This is a genomic window from Mesorhizobium sp. M1027, from assembly GCF_040318745.1.
GTDB lineage: Bacteria > Pseudomonadota > Alphaproteobacteria > Rhizobiales > Rhizobiaceae > Mesorhizobium.
The window spans coordinates 43225-61202 of the sequence record NZ_JAMYMW010000015.1 but is presented as its reverse complement, the minus strand read 5'-3'; the positions used below and the strand labels follow the sequence as shown (position 1 = coordinate 61202).

The following is a 17978-nucleotide window of genomic DNA, read 5'->3' as shown; positions in this document are numbered from 1 at the left end:
AATCATGGCGGCGCTTTTGGCAATCGGATTGCGCAGAAAGCGCTGCGCTTGTCGTCCACTCAAAACGAATGATAATGTTGCCTTATCATTCGTTGTTTACGAGCCTACGGAGCCATGGTAGAATACGCCAGAATGGTAGACTTTTGGAGCCTTTCGTGTCCCTGAACATCAAAAATCCGGCCACCGTGGCTCTCGCCGATGAACTCGCGCGCCGCCAGGGCATCAGCAAGACGGCAGCCATTCACCAGGCCCTGAGCGAGCGCTTGCACCGCCTGGGCTTTGGAGAGACCGCTCAGGAGCGTTTGCTGGCAGAATTGCGCGCAATCCGAGAAAGAGTGGCACGATTGCCTGAACTGGATAGTCGCAGCGACGAGGAGATCATCGGGTATGACGAGCATGGAATCCCTAACTGATGGTGATCGATACCTCAGCTGTTGTAGCGATCCTTCGGAGCGAGCCTGAGGCAGCAAGGCTGGAACGAGCGCTGGTCTTGGACCCAATCCGTCTGGTCCCGGCAACCTGCGTGCTCGAGGCACGCATGGTGCTGGTCAGCAGGCGCGGCGAACACGCGTTGGCCGAGATCGATCTTTGGCTGCGCAAAATCGAGGCCGACATCATTCCTGTCGACTCCGAATTGGTTGATCTGGCGACCCAGGGTTGGCTGACCTACGGCAAGGGCCACCACCCGGCGGCGCTGAATTTTGCCGATTGCCTGTCCTATGCTTTGGCAAAGCGTGCAGATGAACCGCTGCTTTTCATCGGCAAAGACTTCTCCCAAACGGATATCGAAGCGGCATGAGCATGGCTGGCGACGCGCAACGATCATCCGCTGCTTCCGGCGAGGACGACATGCCCGACATCATCGATATCGTCATGCAGATGGGCGATGCCGACCTAGCCTCGTCCCCTCCCCTTCCAGCCATTGCCAATCCCAGCCTGCCTGCGCATCTTGAGGCGCTCGCCGGCCGCGCGCGCGATTATATCGAGGCGGCGAGTTCGGCCAACACGCGCCGCGCCTACGCAGCCGACTGGAAGCATTTTTCGAGCTGGTGCCGGCGCCAAGGCAGCGAGATGTTCCCGCCCGATCCTGAGGTCGTCGGGCTCTATATCGCCGCCTGCGCGTCAGGTACGGCCACTGGCGACAAAAAGCCCAACACCGTTTCAACCATCGAGCGCCGGCTTTCGTCGCTCTCCTGGAATTTTGCCCAGCGCGGCCAGCCGCTGGACCGCAAGGACCGGCATATCGCCACGGTGATGGCTGGCGTTCGCAACACCCACGCCTCCCCTCCCCGGCAGAAGGACGCGATCCTGCCCGAGGATCTGATCGCCATGCTGGAAACCCTCGACCGCGGCACGCTGCGCGGGCTGCGCGACCGCGCCATGCTGCTTCTGGGTTTTGCCGGTGGGCTGCGGCGCTCGGAAATCGTCGGGCTCGACGTTGGTCGCGACCAGACCGAGGATTCTTCTGGCTGGATTGAGTTTTTTCCTGACAAGGGCGTGCTGGTGACCCTGCGCGGCAAAACCGGTTGGCGCGAGGTCGAGGTCGGCCGCGGCTCCTCCGACGCTACCTGCCCGGTGGTCGCGCTGCAGACCTGGCTGAAGCTGGCGCGGATCGGCCATGGCCCTTTGTTCCGAAGGGTAATAGGGCAAGGCAAAAGAGTCGGCGCCGATCGGCTTAACGACCAGGAAGTTGCGCGGCTGGTCAAGCGCACGGCGCTCGCAGCCGGCGTGCGTGGCGATCTGTCGGAGGGCGAACGCGGTCAAAAGTTTGCTGGCCATTCGCTGCGCGCCGGCCTCGCGTCCTCGGCCGAGGTCGACGAGCGCTATGTGCAAAAGCAGCTCGGTCACGCCTCGGCCGAGATGACGCGAAAGTATCAGCGCCGGCGCGATCGTTTCCGCGTCAATCTCACCAAGGCGTCCGGGCTCTGAAAAGCCCCCTCCCTGCCCCGTTTTGTCCGCTGGGATGAGGCGGTCAGATCTCAGGCGATAACATACCTCATCCAGCACAGCGAGCGCTGTATCCAGACTATCGGCGGCCGACGCTTCGTAGTCAGGCATGAGGCACGGCCCACAAGAGGGCATCGCGATAAAAGTACGCCAAACAACGCTAAGGGAGAACAAGCAGTGATCTGATTTCGTTCGACGCTCGTTTTCGAGAGCCGTTCTGGGTCGTTCGCAATCAACTGTGTAGGCCAGCGGAGCGAGCAAGGAGCGCCAGATCCGGACAGGGCTGAGTGGGGTGTTTCTCCGAAAGGGGGGCCATGCCCTAAGGGACACGAGATGTACTGGACTCGTCGATCCGCGCGGTTTCGATTCGCGCACCCGGGCACGCGGCGCGGCAGTCTGACGCTGTGGTTGACAGAAGAAGCCTTGGCCAGGTGGCATGCGCCGCGAAGAACGACCCGCGGCGGCCAGCCCCGCTATTCCGATCTCGCCATCGAGGCGGTCTTGACACTGGGATGCGTCTTCGGGCTTCGTCTGCGCCAGAGCGAGGGATTGGCGACCTCGCTGCTCGATCTGATGGGGCTTGATCTACCGGTTCCCGATCACACGACGCTAAGCCGCCGGGCGCAGATATGGGAACCATCGGCCAAGCGGCAGCGGCATCCCGAGGACGGTCCGCTGCATGTGCTGATCGATAGCACCGGATTTGAAAGTCTACGGCGCCGGCCAATGGCTGGAAGACAAGCACGGTGCCAGATCACGCCGGACCTGGCGCAAGCTGCATTTGGTTCTCAATGCCGACAGCGGGGAGATCATCGCCCATTGTCTGACCGACCAGGACGGCGACGATCCCTCGCAGGTGAAGCCGCTGCTCGACCGGATCGACGCAGAGATCGACCAATTCACGGCCGACGGAGCATATGATGGCGGTCCCACCTACTGCGCGGTGCTGCAACACAGCGTCACCGCAAGGATAGTCATCCCGCCACGTTCAACGGCCGTGGAGAGTGATGACACCGGACCACCCGGTCAAAGGTACGGTCACATCACGGCGATCGCCAATGATGGAAGGCTGAATTGGCAGGCGTCCACCGGCTATGGCAAGCGCGCCCTGATCGAGACCGCCGTCGGGCGCTACAAGGGGCTGATCGGACGTCGCCTGCGAGCCCGCTCCTTTTCGGCTCAGCAGACCGAGGTCGCCATCGGCTGCGCCGTTCTCAACCGCATGACGGCGTGCGCACGCCCGGAGTCCGTTCGCTGCCCGGCAAGGCCGACATAGCAGGCGGCATCAAAGAGCTGATTGTGCCTAATGCCACATTTTGCACCAATGCCTTGTGGCGCGGGCAGCCACAGGCACAGGCTACGCGGAAAATGAAAAGCGGGGCCAACCCATTCGCTTGCACACAGCCTGGGTTTTGCCAGCTCCTCAACCGCAAGGTGCTGTCAATCTTCGTCTTGCCATGTCTGAACGTCGAACTGTTCACGCCATTGGCGCCGCTTTGTCATCCCGTGCCCCGAAATGAGGCCGTCGTTCGAACGATATGCGCAGTTGCTTATCCGCCAGAAACCGGCGAGCCAGATCGGTGTCGCGCTTACCCACGCGTGACACCCAGTCCGAAAACAGGCGAACCGCGCGCCGGTTCATATGCCGCGAAGGACAGACCAGCCAGTATCCCGGAAACTCGATGACCTCGAACTCTATCGAGACCGGAACCAGAGAACCCGACACCAGGTCCTCGAATGCGATGGATGTGCTTTCCAGGACCACACCTGCACCGTCCTTCGCCAGTTGAACCGACATTGACGAACGGTCGAAACGATAGGGATACGTCATGCGGGCGCCCTGGATACCGTTGCACGGCAGCCAATAATCCCACCGGAAATAGGCCTTCACACTGTCGATCAACCGCGCATGGCGAAGCTGCTCGCGCGGATCCGGTGAGATCGCGCGCAGTTCGGCAAGATAGGAAGGCGAGCACATCGGCAGGATCAGATCGTTGACGACGCAATCCGAATAAAGGCCGGCCCAGCCGCCGTCGCCATAACGAAGATCGAGATCGATGACCTCCGTTTCGAAATCCGAGAAATTGGGCGTGGCGTCGACGCGCAAATTCCAGCTCGGATAGCCCTTGCTGAACTCGGCCAACCGCGGCGCCAGCCATTTCTCGCCGAAGGAAGGACTGACGCGCAGGCTAAGCTGGAAGCTTTCGCGCTGCCGCACAATGGCATTACGCACCTCGCGTATGAATTCGAAAGCCTGGGTCGTGGTCTGGAAGAGCCGCTCACCGTCGATCGTGAGCGAGAGATGGCGCTTTTCGCGCTGAAAAAGCCGCACCCCGAGTTGGTGTTCGAGCAGCCGCAGCTGCTGGCTAACCGCCGAAGGTGTCACCTGCAATTCCTGAGCGGCCTTTGCCACGCCGCCGAGCCGCGCGACTGCCTCGAAATGCGTCATCGAATTGAACTTGATGTCTGACCTCGTCCTCGTCAGTTAAGCTCAGCTACACAGAATGTTAAGAAACGAAAATTGAGCCGAATGTCAATCGGTCGCACAGTGGTTCCCGGAAGGAGATACAGGATGGAGCCGAGTTCAACCCAAAGCTTGGGTAGCGCCGGCAACGTGCCGGGAGTTGGACAGGTATTGACCAGGAAGCCCCTGATCGAAGCTGCCAATATCGAGAAGAGTTTCGACGCAACCCGTGTCATGCGGGGTGTGAGTTTTCAGGTCCGGGCCGACGAAATCCACGCGCTCCTGGGCGGCAACGGCGCCGGCAAAAGCGCTCTCATCCGCATCGTCACGGGGCTGACCTCACGCGAAGCCGGCGAGATTGGCTTCGCCTCGTCGAAGGCCGACCACAACAGCCCGATCATCCCGGTGGTGCATCAGGAGCTGGCGCTGTTGCCCGAGCTGTCCGGTCGCGGAAAACATCGGCATTGTGCATGCGAGGTCGGGCTGGTCGCAGATCAGCCGTCGCCGCACGCGCGAAACTGCGCTCGGAGCGCTCCAGCTGATCGACCCAGCGATCGGCGAAGCGATCATCGATAATGCCGGCACGCAAATTGTCCCTCCACGAAGGCCAGATCGTCCGGATCGCTCGTGCCCTTTCCACCGGAGCCGAAGTGCTGCTTCTCGATCCCGGCGATCCGGTTGGGGAAACGCGCTGGCTGCAGGAGATCGCCAACAAGCGAGGCTTTCCGCATGGCATCGTCGGCTATGCCGACCTGTCCCAACCCGACGTCGGCGACCTCCTCGACCGCCACATGGAATATCCGAACTTCCGCGGCATGCGGCAGCCGATGAATTATCATCCCGACCCCGCCAAGACCTATCTGGCGCGGCCGGAGGTCAGTCGTACGCCCGAATGGCGGCGCGGCTTCCGGGAGCTGGCGAAGCGCGGGCTGAGCTTCGACCCGCAGCTCTACTATCCGCAGATGAGCGAGTTCCTCGAACTGGCGCGCGACTTTCCCGACGTGCAGATCATTCTCAATCACACCGGCATGCAGGTCGACGGCGCCGAGCATCGAGGAGGCGATCGCAGCCTTCGGCGTCGGCCGCTCGATGTTCGCGACGAACTTCCCCGTCGACAAGCTGTTCTCGAGCTTCGACGCCATTTTGAACGCCTTCAAGGAAATTACGATCGCCCACCCGCACGAGGAGCGGCTCGCGCTGTTCCATGACAACGCCGCCCGGTTCTACCGACTTTAGATCACCGGCAAACAGAAATAGCAGGAGAGTTCGACTTGTTGCTGAAGGGCAAGGCCGTGGTGATTTCGGGGGCCGCGGGCCCCCGGGGAATTGGCCGCTCCACGGCAGCGCTGATGGTACAGCACGGGGCTCGCGTTGCAATACTCGACCTCGATGACGGGCAAGCGCTTGACGCCGCTGCGTCGCTTGGACCCGACCATATCGGCCTTGCGTGCAACGTCGCGGACCTCGACGCCTGCAAGAGGGCGGCGGCGCAAGTGACAGAAACCTTGGGCAGGATCGATGTGCTCTGCAACAATGCGGGCGTCACGCAGCCGGTCAAGACGCTGGAGATCAGCGCGGCTGACTGGGACCGCATCCTCGATGTCAACCTACGCGGCGTGCTCCATCTCAGCCAGGCATTCATCCCGAACATGCGCGAAAATGGCGGCGGCTCGATCATCTGCATGTCGTCAGTTTCGGCCCAGCGCGGCGGCGGCATCTTCGGTGGCCCGCACTATTCGGCTGCCAAGGCGGGTGTTCTGGGGCTTGCCAAGGCCATGGCGCGCGAATTCGGTCCCGAAGGCATCCGCGTCAACTGCATCACACCGGGCCTGATCCAGACCGACATCACCGGCGGCAAACTGACCAACGCCATGCGCGCCGACATCATCAAGGGAATCCCGCTCAGCCGGCTGGGCGAGGCGCGCGACGTAGCCGGCGCCTATCTCTTCCTGGCTTCCGATCTGGCCAGCTACATCACCGGCGCCGTGATCGATGTCAACGGTGGGATGCTAATCCATGGCTGAGTGGACAACGGAGCTTGAGATGCCTCGCGCTGGCAGCAATGTCAGCCTGGCCGAACGAGCCTATCGTATCCGCCGACACGCCGTGCGGATGGGTCAAGTCCAGGGCCAAGGTTATGTCGGACAGGCGCTGGGTGTCGCCGACGTGCTTGCCGTCGCCTATTTCCATGCGCTTCGTTACCGGCCGGAGGACACGTTGTGGGAGGGACGCGACCGCTTCCTGCTGTCGATCGGACACTATGCGATCGCGCTCTACGCGGCTCTGATCGAAGCGGGCGTGCTGCCGGAGGAAGAGCTCGAAACCTATGGCAGCGATGAAAGCCGTATGCCGATGTCCGGCATGGCGCCATACACGCCCGGCATGGAGATCACCGGCGGCTCGCTCGGTCACGGCCTTGGCATTGCCGTTGGCATGTGCATGGGGCTGACGCGCAAGCGAAGCGACAGTTTCGTCTACAATCTTTTGTCCGACGGCGAGCTCGGTGAGGGCTCGACCTGGGAAGCCGCGATGTCGGCCGCCCACCTCAAGCTCGACAATCTCATTGCCATTGTCGACTTCAACAATCAGCAGGCCGATGGTCCATCGACGGCCATGCTCTCCTCCGAACCGGTGACCGACAAGTTCGAGGCGTTCGGCTGGCATGCGCAGCGCGTCGACGGCAACGACATCGAGGCGGTCCGCAAGGCCTTCGACATGGCGCGCGGCCTGAAGGAACCTCGTCCGCGTGTGATCGTTTGCGATACGCGCATGGCCAAGGGTGTGCCATTCCTGGAAACCCGCGACATCACGCATTTCATCCGCGTCGAACCGCACGAATGGACGTTAGCGCTCGAAGCTTTGGAAAAGGGACGTCCGCGTTGAGGTTGTCAAAGTTCGCGCCGCGCCACGCCGCCAATGCCGGTGAGCGCAAGACCACATCGGCGATGATCGCGTCGATCGCGCCCGATGGCCTACCGACACGCAATGCGCCGTTCGGGCACACACTGGCCAGACTGGCGCACCAGCGGCCCGGGATAGTTGGCCTGACGGCGGACCTCGCGAAATACACCGATCTCCATGTCTTCGCACAGGAGCATCCGGACCGCTTCTATCAGATGGGCATGGCGGAGCAGGTGCTGATGAGCGCCGCCGCCGGCTTGGCGCGGGAGGGTTTTACGCCCTTCGCCACCACCTACGCCGTCTTCGCATCGCGACGTGCCTACGATTTCATCTGCATGGCGATCGCCGAGGAGAAACTCAATGTGAAGATCGTCTGCGCCTTACCGGGGCTGACGACCGGCTACGGCCCCAGCCACCAGGCGACGGAGGACATCGCGATTTTCCGCGGGATGCCGAACCTGACGATCATCGACCCTTGCGACGCGCTCGACATCGAACAGGCCACGGAGGCGATCGCGGACTACAACGGGCCGGTCTACATGCGGCTTTCGCGCGGTAAGATTCCTGTCGTGCTCGACGAAGACGACTATACATTTGAAATCGGCAAGGCGCGAATGCTGCGCGAGGGCGCGGACGTATTGTTCATTTCCAGCGGCCTGATGACCATGCGCGCGCTGGAGGCCGCGAAGGCGCTTGAAGCCGACAGGATCGGCTGCGCCGTTCTGCACGTTCCGACGATCAAACCTCTGGATACGGAGGCGATACTCGCTGCCGCGCGCCGTTCGGGACGGCTGGTGGTGGCGGCGGAGAACCACACCATCATTGGTGGCCTTGGCGAAGGCGTTGCCGCGCTGCTGATGCGCGAGAGAGTGACCCCAGTCTTTCGCCAGATCGCCCTGCCCGACGAGTTCCTCGACGCTGGCGCGCTGCCGACGCTTCACGATCGCTACGGGATCTCAACTTCCGAGCTCGTGCGCCGCGTCCGCATTTGGAGCGAATGAGAAGTAAGAGCTCTCCCCACACAACAGTTGAGTCATCGACCTTGACCTTGCCCCTCTTATCTAATCCGGTTTGAAGTTCGTTCTGCCCATCGAGAGGACCAGGACATGAAACGTAGCCGCTTCTCTGAAGAGCAGATCATCGGAATTTTGAAGGAACATGAGGCCGGGGTATCGGTTGCCGATCTGTGCCGCAAACACGGGGTCAGCGACGCCTCGATTTACAACTGGAAGGCCCGCTTCGGCGGGATGGATGTCTGCGAGGCTCGGCGACTGAAGGGTCTGGAGGACGAGAACACGCGGCTGAAGCGGCTTTTGGCCGACGCCATGCTCGACAATGCCGCGTTGAAGGATCTTGTGGGAAAGAAATGGTGACGCCCGCGGCCAAGCGGAAACCTTTCCAGCGACCAGATCGATCAACTTCAACGCCGACTGCAACGGACCAGGCGATCAAGGAAAGGTGCATCATGAAGCATTCGCGGAGCCGACAATAGCCGACGCCATTCTCGACCGGATCATCCACAACGCCCATCGCATCACCCTCGAAGGCGACAGCATGAGAAAGCAAAAAACACCGCCGCCCTTGACCGGCGCCGAAAACGGCGAAATCAATCGCAAATGACTTCAACCAGGCAACCGAGCGCCGACCCCATCCTGCTGTCCGCGAATTAGTGAAACTGCTGTCCGCGATTTAGCGGAACGACTGTCCCATTTTTGCGAAATACGCACGTCCGACGCAGCTTGCGTTGCAGAGGCGGTTTTACGCGCAGTTGCAATAGCACTTCCGCCGGCCTATTTTTGGGGAGTTCAATTGTGGTTCGGCCAAGGGCGCTTTGGGCGCCGGACCGGCCCCGTGTAAACCTCATTAAAGAGAGACGAACCCTGCCATGGAAGAATTCTTATCGCGCATCGCCACTGGTGCCGGCATCGGCCCGGCTCTCGCAGAGAAGGCCGTTGGGTTAATGCTGGGTTTCCTGCAACGCCACGCGGCCGACGGTCCCGTTGCGCGCATGATCGCGGCCATTCCCGGAGCTTCGGAATTAGTGGCGAAGTATCATGGCAACGACCAAGAGGGCGGAGGCGGCCTCATGGGGCTCGGCCAGCAATTGATGAGTGAGGGTCTCAGCATTCTAAAGATCGCCGCCATCGCCAACGAGACGATCGCCTTCGCCAAGGAACATGCCGGTGACGAACTCGTGGACGAGGTCCTCAATTCCGTTCCTGGCCTTCCCCAGTTCGTCTGATCAGCGGCAGCCGGGGGCGCATGACCTCGTGCGCCCGTGCCGGCCCGTCTGCGCAGGTAGGCATTCTCCGCCGAGCGCTCCGTACCGATCTCGCCAGACCACCAACCGCCGGGCACGCGAAGCGAGCGTTGGAGTACTTCATTCGTCTGTCCCAAAATCGACCGCAGGCGAACCGATGTGTATAACTTCCGGCGGTAAGGGTTTATCGTGAACGCTTTCGATGAAGCCCGCGAGATAAGCAAACGTATTGTATTTCTCAAGAACCAACCGCTTCGCCTCTTGTATTGCGCCGCGACGCTCCTTCCAGAGGTCCGAGTCGATGATTTCTTGAATTTTTTGGATCACGTTCTTGTCCTCTGGGTCAATCAGAACCATTGAGTCGGAAGGGAAGAACCTCGTAATTGCCGGGCTGCCGTAATAGATCGGCATTGTTTCAGCAACGAAGCAGTCCATAAGCTTCTCTGTAAAATAGTAATCAGCACGAGTATTCTCGAAAGCTATACTGTAACGGTACGGTGCGAGTGCGTCCCATTTATCTCCAATCAGCCGAAAACCTCGGCCGAACAGGTCAAAATCGAGCTCCTCTCTCAGCCGTTCCAGAAACGCCAGCCGATATCGATGCCCTTTAAGCAGGGCGATGTTACTGGTAATCCATGAGAGCCGAAGCGGCTTGTCCACGACTTCGCTGACCAGAAGTTGGTCATATGTCTTTGTTACAGACCAAGACCGAGTGATAGGTGGAGACAAAACGAATCGGCGCTCTGCATTCTGCCGAGCAGCCAGCTCTGCGTCAGACGTCAGGACGATGGTATTTTTCCCTTGCCCTTCATGAAATGCGCGATGAGCTTTCGTCGGCGGTTCGCCGATTGCAAAAATTGTCCTGTTTGGACTCGCCTCGATATCAACAGGGAGCCCAAAAATAGAAGCAGAGTTAAAGACAATATGCCAATCGGGCGCGAAGGATGTCCTGCGTACAAAAGCGACATTGTTCCAGATTCCACTGCCCTTTGGAGTGAGATGGTGGATTGCATCATCCAAAACGCCCCAAGAATCCAGACATGTAGCAACAATGGGCGCCGGACGTTCCGTCAACAATTTGGCCGACAAAGCAGTTCCACCCCATTCACTTCCGTTGGACCGGGAGCAACTCGTGCATCGGGCGCAAGACCTCTCTGCGCCTGAAATAGCTCGCGATCCTGATCGGTATCAAACACACGATTCTGTGCGACTTCGCGATTCTGTGCGACTTCGCGCCATTCGACAACTCATCTCTAAGACCGCGGGAATCCCTTCACTCGTGAAGGTACTCAATCGCCATTTCGGATTGCGGTAAGATTGGAGCAGCATAAACCTTCCGGGACCCGCTGTCGAGGCAATTGCCGCTTTGCACCTAACCAGGTTCTTCCTCACTTTGTGTGGTGATCAGGCCGGTTGAGTGGCAGCATGCGTGCCCTCTAAAATATGGAAGTTGACTACATTCTTATTATTAATCGGGATACACGACCAGTTTAGAGGCGGCTCGCCTCTCACAGGCGACGTTTGCAGCGGCGACGGCAGATCGAGATATTGGCGGGTTGATGCCGGGGCTTTGTCCGAAATCTGTGGTCCGATTTCGGACGAAGTGACGGTCAAGATGTCCAAAATATGCTACGAATTTCGGACAAGCTTCACACACAAAGCGCCGCGGCTTTGCCCGACATCATCGATATCGTCATGCAGATGGGCGATGCCGACCTAGCCTCGTCCCCCTCCCCTTCCAGCCATTGCCAATCCCAGCCTGCCTGCGCAGCTTGAGGCGCTCGCCGGCCGCGCGCGCGATTATATCGAGGCGGCGAGTTCGGCCAACACGCGCCGCGCCTACGCAGCCGACTGGAAGCATTTTTCGAGCTGGTGCCGGCGCCAAGGCATCGAGATGTTCCCGCCCGATCCTGAGGTCGTTGGGCTCTATATCGCCGCCTGCGCGTCAGGTACGGCCACTGGCGACAAAAAGCCCAACACCGTTTCAACCATCGAGCGCCGGCTTTCGTCGCTCTCTTGGAATTTTGCCCAGCGCGGCCAGCCGCTGGACCGCAAGGACCGGCATATCGCCACGGTGATGGCTGGCGTTCGCAACACCCACGCCTCCCCTCCCCGGCAGAAGGAAGCGATCCTGCCCGAGGATCTGATCGCATGTTCGAGACCCTCGACCGCGGCACGCTGCGCGGGCTGCGCGACCGCGCCATGCTGCTTTTGGGTTTCGCCGGCGGCCTTCGCCGATCCGAAATCGTCGGCCTCGACGTCGGCAGGGATCAGACCGAGGACGGGCGCGGCTGGGTCGAGATTTTTGCCGATAAGGGTCTGCTTGTCACATTGCGCGGCAAAACCGGCTGGCGCGAGGTCGAAATCGGCCGCGGCTCCTCCGACGCCACCTGCCCTGTGGTCGCTCTGCAGACCTGGCTAAGACTGGCGCGCATTGCGCACGGACCGCTGTTTCGGCGCGTTGCTGGTCAAGGCAGAGCCGTCGGTGCCGATCGCTTGAACGACCAGGAGGTCGCACGCCTGGTCAAGCGCACGGCGCTCGCCGCCGGCGTGCGCGGCGATCTGTCGGAGGGCGAACGGGCCAAGAAATTCGCCGGCCACTCACTGCGCGCCGGCCTCGCCTCGTCGGCCGAGGTCGACGAACGCTATGTGCAAAAACAGCTCGGCCATGCCTCCGCGGAGATGACGCGAAATTATCAGCGCCGGCGCGATCGTTTCCGCGTAAATCTCACCAAGGCGTCCGGGCTCTGATGCCCCCGTTTTGTCCGCTGGGATGAGGCGGTCAGATCTCAGGCGATAACAATTACCTCATCGAGCACAGCGAGCGCTGTGTCCAGACTATCGGCGGCCGACGCTTCGTAGTCAGGCATGATCATCAACTGCGTTATGGCACGGCCCACAAATTCCGGGTTTAGCTTTTCCAACCGATCCTTGGTCCGGGAGACCTGTTCCGGGAATGCGCGCAGATTGAAGCGAACAAATGACGAGGTCTCTTATCCCCGACACGAATAGCTCGCGATCTCATCGGGATTTCCCTTACCGCCATAGGCAGCTTGAGTGGGATAAGCGCAGATCGGCTGGTGCTTGCCGGGGAATGCCTTGCTGCCAGCCGCGAGAGAATCCGGAGCCTTGTCTTGGTTTATCCAGCCCTCGATGGCGGCCAAAGGATCAAAGTCGTCGAAGGCTTGGCCATCGCCGCAGTGGGTCATCCCCGGGATTATGAACATGCGCACGAAACGGCGAGTCGCTTCCAAATCGCCGCCGCTTGTGACCTCGACGACTTGCTTGTACCAGCGCACCAGATCGTTGGCTGAGAAGACCGGATCGGAAAGTCCCTGAAACAAGAGCAGCTTTCCACCGTGGGCACCGAAGCTGGCGAGATACGTGCCGGTCGCATCATTGAGCTTGGCCGTATCCGCAACGCGTGCCGGATCCTTGTCGAAGTCGAACTTCAGGGGGTCAAAATTCGGCGCCGGGGGCGTCATGAAGTAGTATTGAAGCGAGCGGGCTCCCAGAACGATGTTATTTGCATCCGACTGGGAAGTGGGGGAATTGCCCAGCTTCCACATTCTCCAGTCCGCGCCCGCAACGCCCGTATCATATGGCCAATCGCTGTAAAGCTTTTCGCCATCGGAGCTTTCCGGACCCGCGAACGCGCGGCTCATGGCCTGCACTTGACCAGCCGTGAGGCAGCTGTCCGTCTTATCGCCTTGGCAGGACAGGACCTTTGGGTCGAACCGGCACTGCTGCCAGGCGTTGATGACGCCATCCTCAATGCCATCGCGAGCATCACAGGCAGCGAGAACCGCCTTGGCGACGATGTTCAGATCCTGCTGGGAGAAGGCGCGGGATAGAATGGGATGGTCGGCCTCATCCTTGGGAGCGATGCTCATGTACTGGCGAGTATCCCAGGCTTCGGCAATGTTGGCGGCACTGAGACGAAAACCCGGGCTACCTGCAACAATGCCGTCGAACTCGAGCGGATATCGCTGAGCCGCTATCAACGCCTCACGACCGCCATTCGAGCATCCCATGAACACCGACTTTTTCGGAGCCGCCCCATAGAACTTTGCAATCACCTGCTTCGAGACCGAAGTGACTTTGCCAATGGAGGCGTACGCAAAATCAATGCGTGCGGCTTGATCGACCCCGAAAGCCGGATCGGGGCTTGGGTGCCCGCCATCCATGCTTACAACAGCGTAGCCGCGCAAGAGCCCGGGAGCCGCGGTCGAGTTCCGGCAAGGAATGGTCCCGACGGCCGGCGCCAGGAAGCCATCAACTGCGCCGCCGCCCTGGAAAAGGAACATGTCGTTCCAGGTCGTCGGAAGACGCACCTCAAACCGGGTGCCATATGATTGACCATCGACCCCCTGGCGTTTCCCGATAACACCTCGGACAAGGCAGTGCCCGCCCACTTTTACCGCCTGAGGCGAGGCGCCGGTGAATGCAGTGACGGGATCTGCGGGGATCTCCTGCGGCTTTTGAAGGCTAGCCTCGGTAAAGATCACGCTTGGAATTTTGAGCTTGGCGATGGACCGGCACGCCTGATCCGACGCGTTTGCCGCCAGTGCAGGCGCACATACACATATGATCGCCAACATCAGTGCCAGCGTGCACCCGCGGTCCCGCAGCTTGAGCCCGTTAGCCAAGAACATACCCATCCTCCCTGGATGCGCCCGATAGCCCGAAAGCTGATCGCATTGGTAGCTAGTTGTGAGCTTTCAGTAGCTTGTCCATCCGGTCCGAACCGGGAAAGCTGAGATTGTCGAAGCTTCAGTGACTCCAGGGGGACCGGATGAACATCCATAAGAATACCGGTCTGACGCCGCTCGGTCGAGAGCGGATTTTTTGCGCCTGGGCGCGCCGGCAGCACCTCGGAGGTGTTGCCGCCTGATCCGCAGACCGTCGGCCTCTACATCACGGCCTGTGCATCCAGAAAGGTTACAGGAGACAAGAAACCAAACTCTGTGGCGACGATCGAGCGCCGTCTCTCCTCCCTGGCGTGGAATTATACGCAGCGTGGCGAGCCGCTCGATCGAAAGGACCGCCATATCGCCACCGTGCCCGCCGGCATCCGTAACAGCCACGCAAAACCGTCTGTGCAGAATGAGGCCATACTTCCCGAAGACCTGATCGCCATGCTGGAGACGGTGCTCCGCAAGACCCATCAGGTCGCCCCAGGCCAGAGCAACCGGCTCGTCCCCGGGGAGGACGAAACGGTCGACCACTCCGCTTGTTCGACTTGTGTTCGGGCGACTATCCCGGCTTCTATGCATCGCGCTTCGGCGCGGCGAGCTTTGTCCAACGCGCCAAGCCTTTGAACCGAATCGCTGTAGACGGAAGTCGCGGCGAGCTTCGCGTTGTTGATCGGAGCATCGAACAAGGCGTCGTATCCGCGGTATCCACCCCATCGTCTGTCGCGCAATCTGTTGGCGAGCGCGTCCTCAGCCGTTCGATCGCGGCCGTCTTTGCCGCAAACTATTATATGGCGGCCGCCGATGCCATTCGGGCGCGCAATATCTCAGGGGTTGAAGGATCGTCGATCAGTTTTCCGATGTCTTGGCGGGCCGCGATGATCTGCACATGACCCTACAAAGATTGCGCGTAGTAGGAAATACGGGTGCAACTGGTCACCCCAGGCGTCAGGATAATCGTAGAACCAATCGAACGAATGCACGCATCGCGGTTTGCCTACAGCACTGCTCTCCTGTCCCGATAGCGCAAATTCGCGGTTACCTCCGGCCACGAACAGTCGGACCAATTTTATTTGTAGGTTAGACCTTCGTCCTCGGCAAGATTGGCCAAGCGATGACTCGCTGCTGAATTGCCGGCCCGCGCGTGATGAGCGCGAAGGCGTCAGGTGCCCCCGCCGTCAAGACTCAAGCCGCAACGTAATCAGGCGGGAGTGCCTTCCGCTAGGTGGGGATGGACTGGCCGCCGAAGTCAGAAGCAGCAAGCCTGGAGCATAATGGAAGACCTCGACCATGTGAAGCAGGCCGTGAAGGGCGACCTAGCCTATTTGCAGCCACCTGCTCAAAGCCGCGACATGAAGCCAGCCGCCAGCCTGCTAGTTCGACAGCAACCGTTCAGCTTGCTGCCGCCGACCGCTTGAAAACGATGGTCACCTTCGTCCCTTTGTTGGCGCTGGACTCGACGGCTAGCTGCGCCTTGGCGTTCTCGGTCAGCGATCGCGCGATCAGCGCTCCGAGCTTGCCTGGTTTGGGCCACACCTCGCCTTCCGGCAGGCCGATTCCGTCGTCCGCCACTATAACCCGGCAGCCGTCGCCATCGACGACGCTGTGCAGCATTATCGTGCCGCCATCGCGGCCCCGGAACGCATGCTTTAGTGAATTGGTCAGCAATTCGTTTACGACCAGCCCGGCCGGCATGGCGACGTTTATTGACACGGGATATGTATCCACCTTCATATCCAGCCGGATCCCCTCGACTGCATGCGAGCTCATCACCGCGGACGCGATCTGGCTGAGATAGACGCCAAGATCGACCTCCTCCTTCGGCTCGTCGGCCGTTAGCGTCTGGTAGAGGATCGCCAGAGCGTCGACGCGACCGGCGAGCCGCTCAAACCGTCTCCGGTCGGCTTCGGTCGCGTTGCGGCTTTCCAGCCGGATCAGCGCGGTGATCATCTGCAGGTTGTTCTTCACCCGGTGCTGCAGTTCGCGCAGCAGCGTGTCTTTCTCGCTGACACGCTCCTCGGCCGAGCGCTGATCTCCCGCCTCGCCGTGAGCCGATACGTCGACCAGGGCCACCAGTCGGAAGCAAACCTTGCCGTTGTCGTCTTCGATCACGTTGGAATAAACGTCGACGATCGCGGGTTTGTCCTCGCCGCGCTCAAGCCTGAAGGTGCCGACCAAATCGGTTCCCTCGACCACCGCCTCGGCTAGCGGCCTGTCCTTTTGCTGATGGAGGCCCGTGCCTAAAAGGGCCGCCCAGTTTTCTTGGGTGAGCCTGGCGGCCATCAGGCCTGAGAGTTTCTCGAATTCCGGATTGGCGTAGACCACGCGCTCTTCACCGGCAAGGTCCGAAACGGCTATGGCGATCGGCACCTGGTCGAGGAATTTCTTGAACTGTTCGCTTTCCAGTGCGGTTGCAAGGTCAGGTGTATCAAGTAACTGCTCGACCGCCTCAGCCTTCTCTGAATCCGATGTCATTTGCGCGCCTGTTCTGTGCGGATGATATCAACAATGCGGCGAGCCCGCCATCGCCAAAACTGGAGCTGCATCTCACGTTTCGCATCACGCATCTGACAACCAGCTCTGCATCGCGTAACGGCCGCACGTCCAGCATTGCGACCGGCCGAAGGAGAGCGGCAAGGATCGGCTAGAATCCAGGTGCCTGGAATGTCGAAGCGACCGGTCAAGTGGGTACGCTGCGGAAGATCGATAGAGCAGGCATTCAGGAAGAATGAGTTCGCGTGCCGGCCTCGGCGATACGTGCCGACACTGTCAACCTCATGACTGCATGCGGGCTGAAAGAGCAGCGCTTCGCTCCAGCGGTAATTCAGGCCGCTAGCTGCCTAACTGCGGCAAGCCCATCGATCGTGTATGTTAAGACGCTATTGCCGATGCCTAAATATCGAACCCGTCATGGCAATCGTTGTGACGGGAAGCGCTCGCTTATGGGCTGTGCTGGAATGCGCATGAAGTATACGCCTGTGCGCCGCTTCGTTGATCTCTTGGCCTTCGAGGAAGTCGTCAATCTCATCGTATGTGAGACCGGGACGAGGTTCTCCAGGTCGGCGGTCGGGATCTTTTCAACAAGATCAGACGGAGCGCCCAGATACACTGCCAAGGCGCGAACTCTGCGCTTGTTCAGCCCGGAAAGAGGAAGAATGTCTGCGGCACCATCGCCGAACTTGGTGAAGAAGCCCATCAAGGCCTCGGCTGCTTCGAAGCGACTTCTGAAAAAGAAGTGTGGGTTTGCTCTCATACCCTTTGCTGAAAAATGTTGTCATAGAGCGCATGGAATGCCACGCGCTTCGAATCGGAGTAGCCATCCGGGAAGCCTGAAGCCCCTTTGAAGCGCATGTCCGGCAGCTATTCATAGCGTGGATGACTTTGATCGAAACAAACGATTTCATAACTCTTCGGAAATCTTGCATGGACAAAAGCACGTCCGCACCGGTCACCCATCCAAAGGAGAAAATCTTCCATGCGCCCTGACGTGCAGTGGAGGTCGTGCCGAGAAGTGAGTTGCAACTGGCCGATCATGTCGGCGGTTCGACGCTAGTCGTCCCCAATGTTCCTGAGCTGCGAAGTCTTGCAGGCGAGCCAGCTGCCCAGCGCGATTCTGCTTGTGGCGGGCTTTTTGCCGCAGGCAGTCCGCTCGTTTGGGCAGCGGATTGGAGACCCGGCCGGCAGCGCTACCATACAACATCAGCGCACTTTA

General features: G+C 60.2%; 13 protein-coding genes and 7 pseudogenes. 14 read left to right on the top strand and 6 right to left on the bottom strand.

What is annotated here, in order from left to right:
- Window positions 1-155 precede the first annotated feature (155 nt).
- From NKH50_RS25480 to NKH50_RS25465, 4 genes and pseudogenes are all read left to right on the top strand, one after another.
- Window positions 156-413 (top strand): type II toxin-antitoxin system VapB family antitoxin, encoded by a 258-nt coding sequence (locus tag NKH50_RS25480; protein ID WP_031195575.1) that lies wholly within the window; start codon window positions 156-158, stop codon window positions 411-413.
- Window positions 413-799, top strand: coding sequence for a type II toxin-antitoxin system VapC family toxin (locus tag NKH50_RS25475; RefSeq protein ID WP_352690994.1), 387 nt, complete (start codon window positions 413-415; stop codon window positions 797-799). The genes NKH50_RS25480 and NKH50_RS25475 overlap by 1 nt, the downstream gene beginning before the upstream one ends.
- A complete protein-coding gene (locus NKH50_RS25470; RefSeq protein WP_352881716.1) occupies window positions 796-1929 on the top strand; it encodes a site-specific integrase in 1134 nt (377 codons plus the stop codon). Before NKH50_RS25475 ends, NKH50_RS25470 begins: the two co-directional genes overlap by 4 nt.
- Before the next feature lie 351 nt (window positions 1930-2280).
- Window positions 2281-3223 (top strand): annotated as a pseudogene (locus NKH50_RS25465) (IS5 family transposase).
- Between the two features lie 201 nt (window positions 3224-3424).
- On the opposite strand, the gene NKH50_RS25460 reads toward NKH50_RS25465, so the two are convergent.
- Window positions 3425-4396: a LysR substrate-binding domain-containing protein gene (locus tag NKH50_RS25460; protein WP_352881714.1), complete on the bottom strand. Its 972-nt coding sequence runs from the start codon at window positions 4394-4396 to the stop codon at window positions 3425-3427.
- Between the two features lie 123 nt (window positions 4397-4519).
- On the opposite strand from NKH50_RS25460, the gene NKH50_RS25455 reads away from it, so the two are divergent.
- The 8 genes and pseudogenes from NKH50_RS25455 to NKH50_RS25420 all read left to right on the top strand — a co-directional run bounded on the left by NKH50_RS25455 (window position 4520) and on the right by NKH50_RS25420 (window position 9554).
- A complete protein-coding gene (locus tag NKH50_RS25455; protein ID WP_352518187.1) occupies window positions 4520-4987 on the top strand; it encodes an ATP-binding cassette domain-containing protein in 468 nt (155 codons plus the stop codon).
- Window positions 4987-5647: pseudogene (locus tag NKH50_RS25450) on the top strand (amidohydrolase family protein). Before NKH50_RS25455 ends, NKH50_RS25450 begins: the two are co-directional and overlap by 1 nt.
- 35 nt (window positions 5648-5682) lie before the next feature.
- On the top strand, window positions 5683-6435 hold the full coding sequence (locus tag NKH50_RS25445; RefSeq protein ID WP_352881711.1) for an SDR family NAD(P)-dependent oxidoreductase: 753 nt from the start codon (window positions 5683-5685) through the stop codon (window positions 6433-6435).
- A gap of 19 nt (window positions 6436-6454) precedes the next feature.
- Window positions 6455-7294, top strand: a complete 840-nt coding sequence (locus NKH50_RS25440) for a transketolase (protein WP_352881709.1) — start codon at window positions 6455-6457, stop codon at window positions 7292-7294.
- The gene (locus tag NKH50_RS25435) at window positions 7291-8313 is read left to right on the top strand and encodes a transketolase family protein (RefSeq protein ID WP_502906916.1); all 1023 of its coding nucleotides are present in this window, start codon (window positions 7291-7293) and stop codon (window positions 8311-8313) included. Before NKH50_RS25440 ends, NKH50_RS25435 begins: the two co-directional genes overlap by 4 nt.
- A 105-nt stretch (window positions 8314-8418) precedes the next feature.
- Window positions 8419-8705, top strand: a pseudogene (locus NKH50_RS25430) (transposase); the annotation flags it as partial.
- 71 nt (window positions 8706-8776) lie between these two features.
- Window positions 8777-8932, top strand: a pseudogene (locus tag NKH50_RS25425) (ATP-binding protein); the annotation flags it as partial.
- 265 nt (window positions 8933-9197) lie between these two features.
- The gene (locus NKH50_RS25420) at window positions 9198-9554 is read left to right on the top strand and encodes a hypothetical protein (RefSeq protein WP_352881708.1); all 357 of its coding nucleotides are present in this window, start codon (window positions 9198-9200) and stop codon (window positions 9552-9554) included.
- A 138-nt stretch (window positions 9555-9692) separates the two neighbouring features.
- Here the strand turns inward: NKH50_RS25420 and NKH50_RS25415 are convergent, their stop codons facing one another.
- Window positions 9693-10646 (bottom strand): glycosyltransferase family 10 domain-containing protein, encoded by a 954-nt coding sequence (locus tag NKH50_RS25415; protein ID WP_352881705.1) that lies wholly within the window; start codon window positions 10644-10646, stop codon window positions 9693-9695.
- Window positions 10647-11198: 552 nt separating this feature from the next.
- Between NKH50_RS25415 and NKH50_RS25410 the strand changes: the two are divergent.
- A pseudogene (locus tag NKH50_RS25410) lies at window positions 11199-12323 on the top strand (site-specific integrase).
- 242 nt (window positions 12324-12565) lie between these two features.
- Here NKH50_RS25410 and NKH50_RS25405 read toward each other — a convergent pair.
- Window positions 12566-14227 (bottom strand): tannase/feruloyl esterase family alpha/beta hydrolase, encoded by a 1662-nt coding sequence (locus NKH50_RS25405; protein ID WP_352881703.1) that lies wholly within the window; start codon window positions 14225-14227, stop codon window positions 12566-12568.
- Window positions 14228-14418: 191 nt separating this feature from the next.
- Between NKH50_RS25405 and NKH50_RS25400 the strand changes: the two are divergent.
- Window positions 14419-14737: pseudogene (locus NKH50_RS25400) on the top strand (integrase); the annotation flags it as partial.
- Window positions 14738-14739: 2 nt separating this feature from the next.
- Here NKH50_RS25400 and NKH50_RS29035 read toward each other — a convergent pair.
- From NKH50_RS29035 to nadE, 3 genes and pseudogenes are all read right to left on the bottom strand, one after another.
- A complete protein-coding gene (locus tag NKH50_RS29035; RefSeq protein WP_502906915.1) occupies window positions 14740-14955 on the bottom strand; it encodes a hypothetical protein in 216 nt (71 codons plus the stop codon).
- Between the two features lie 703 nt (window positions 14956-15658).
- Window positions 15659-16741: a sensor histidine kinase gene (locus tag NKH50_RS25390; protein ID WP_352881701.1), complete on the bottom strand. Its 1083-nt coding sequence runs from the start codon at window positions 16739-16741 to the stop codon at window positions 15659-15661.
- Between the two features lie 404 nt (window positions 16742-17145).
- Window positions 17146-17477: pseudogene (nadE, locus tag NKH50_RS25385) on the bottom strand (NAD(+) synthase); the annotation flags it as partial.
- Window positions 17478-17978: the final 501 nt, after the last annotated feature.

Bases quoted from the DNA above. Each gene is read 5' to 3' on its own strand.
- NKH50_RS25455 (WP_352518187.1), top strand. From the start codon at position 4,520: ATGGAGCCGAGTTCAACCCAAAGCTTGGGTAGCGCCGGCAACGTGCCG.
- NKH50_RS25460 (WP_352881714.1), bottom strand. From the start codon at position 4,396: ATGACGCATTTCGAGGCAGTCGCGCGGCTCGGCGGCGTGGCAAAGGCC.
- NKH50_RS25420 (WP_352881708.1), top strand. From the start codon at position 9,198: ATGGAAGAATTCTTATCGCGCATCGCCACTGGTGCCGGCATCGGCCCG.
- NKH50_RS25470 (WP_352881716.1), top strand. From the start codon at position 796: ATGAGCATGGCTGGCGACGCGCAACGATCATCCGCTGCTTCCGGCGAG.
- NKH50_RS25405 (WP_352881703.1), bottom strand. From the start codon at position 14,227: ATGTTCTTGGCTAACGGGCTCAAGCTGCGGGACCGCGGGTGCACGCTG.
- NKH50_RS25475 (WP_352690994.1), top strand. From the start codon at position 413: ATGGTGATCGATACCTCAGCTGTTGTAGCGATCCTTCGGAGCGAGCCT.
- NKH50_RS25390 (WP_352881701.1), bottom strand. From the start codon at position 16,741: ATGACATCGGATTCAGAGAAGGCTGAGGCGGTCGAGCAGTTACTTGAT.
- NKH50_RS25440 (WP_352881709.1), top strand. From the start codon at position 6,455: ATGCCTCGCGCTGGCAGCAATGTCAGCCTGGCCGAACGAGCCTATCGT.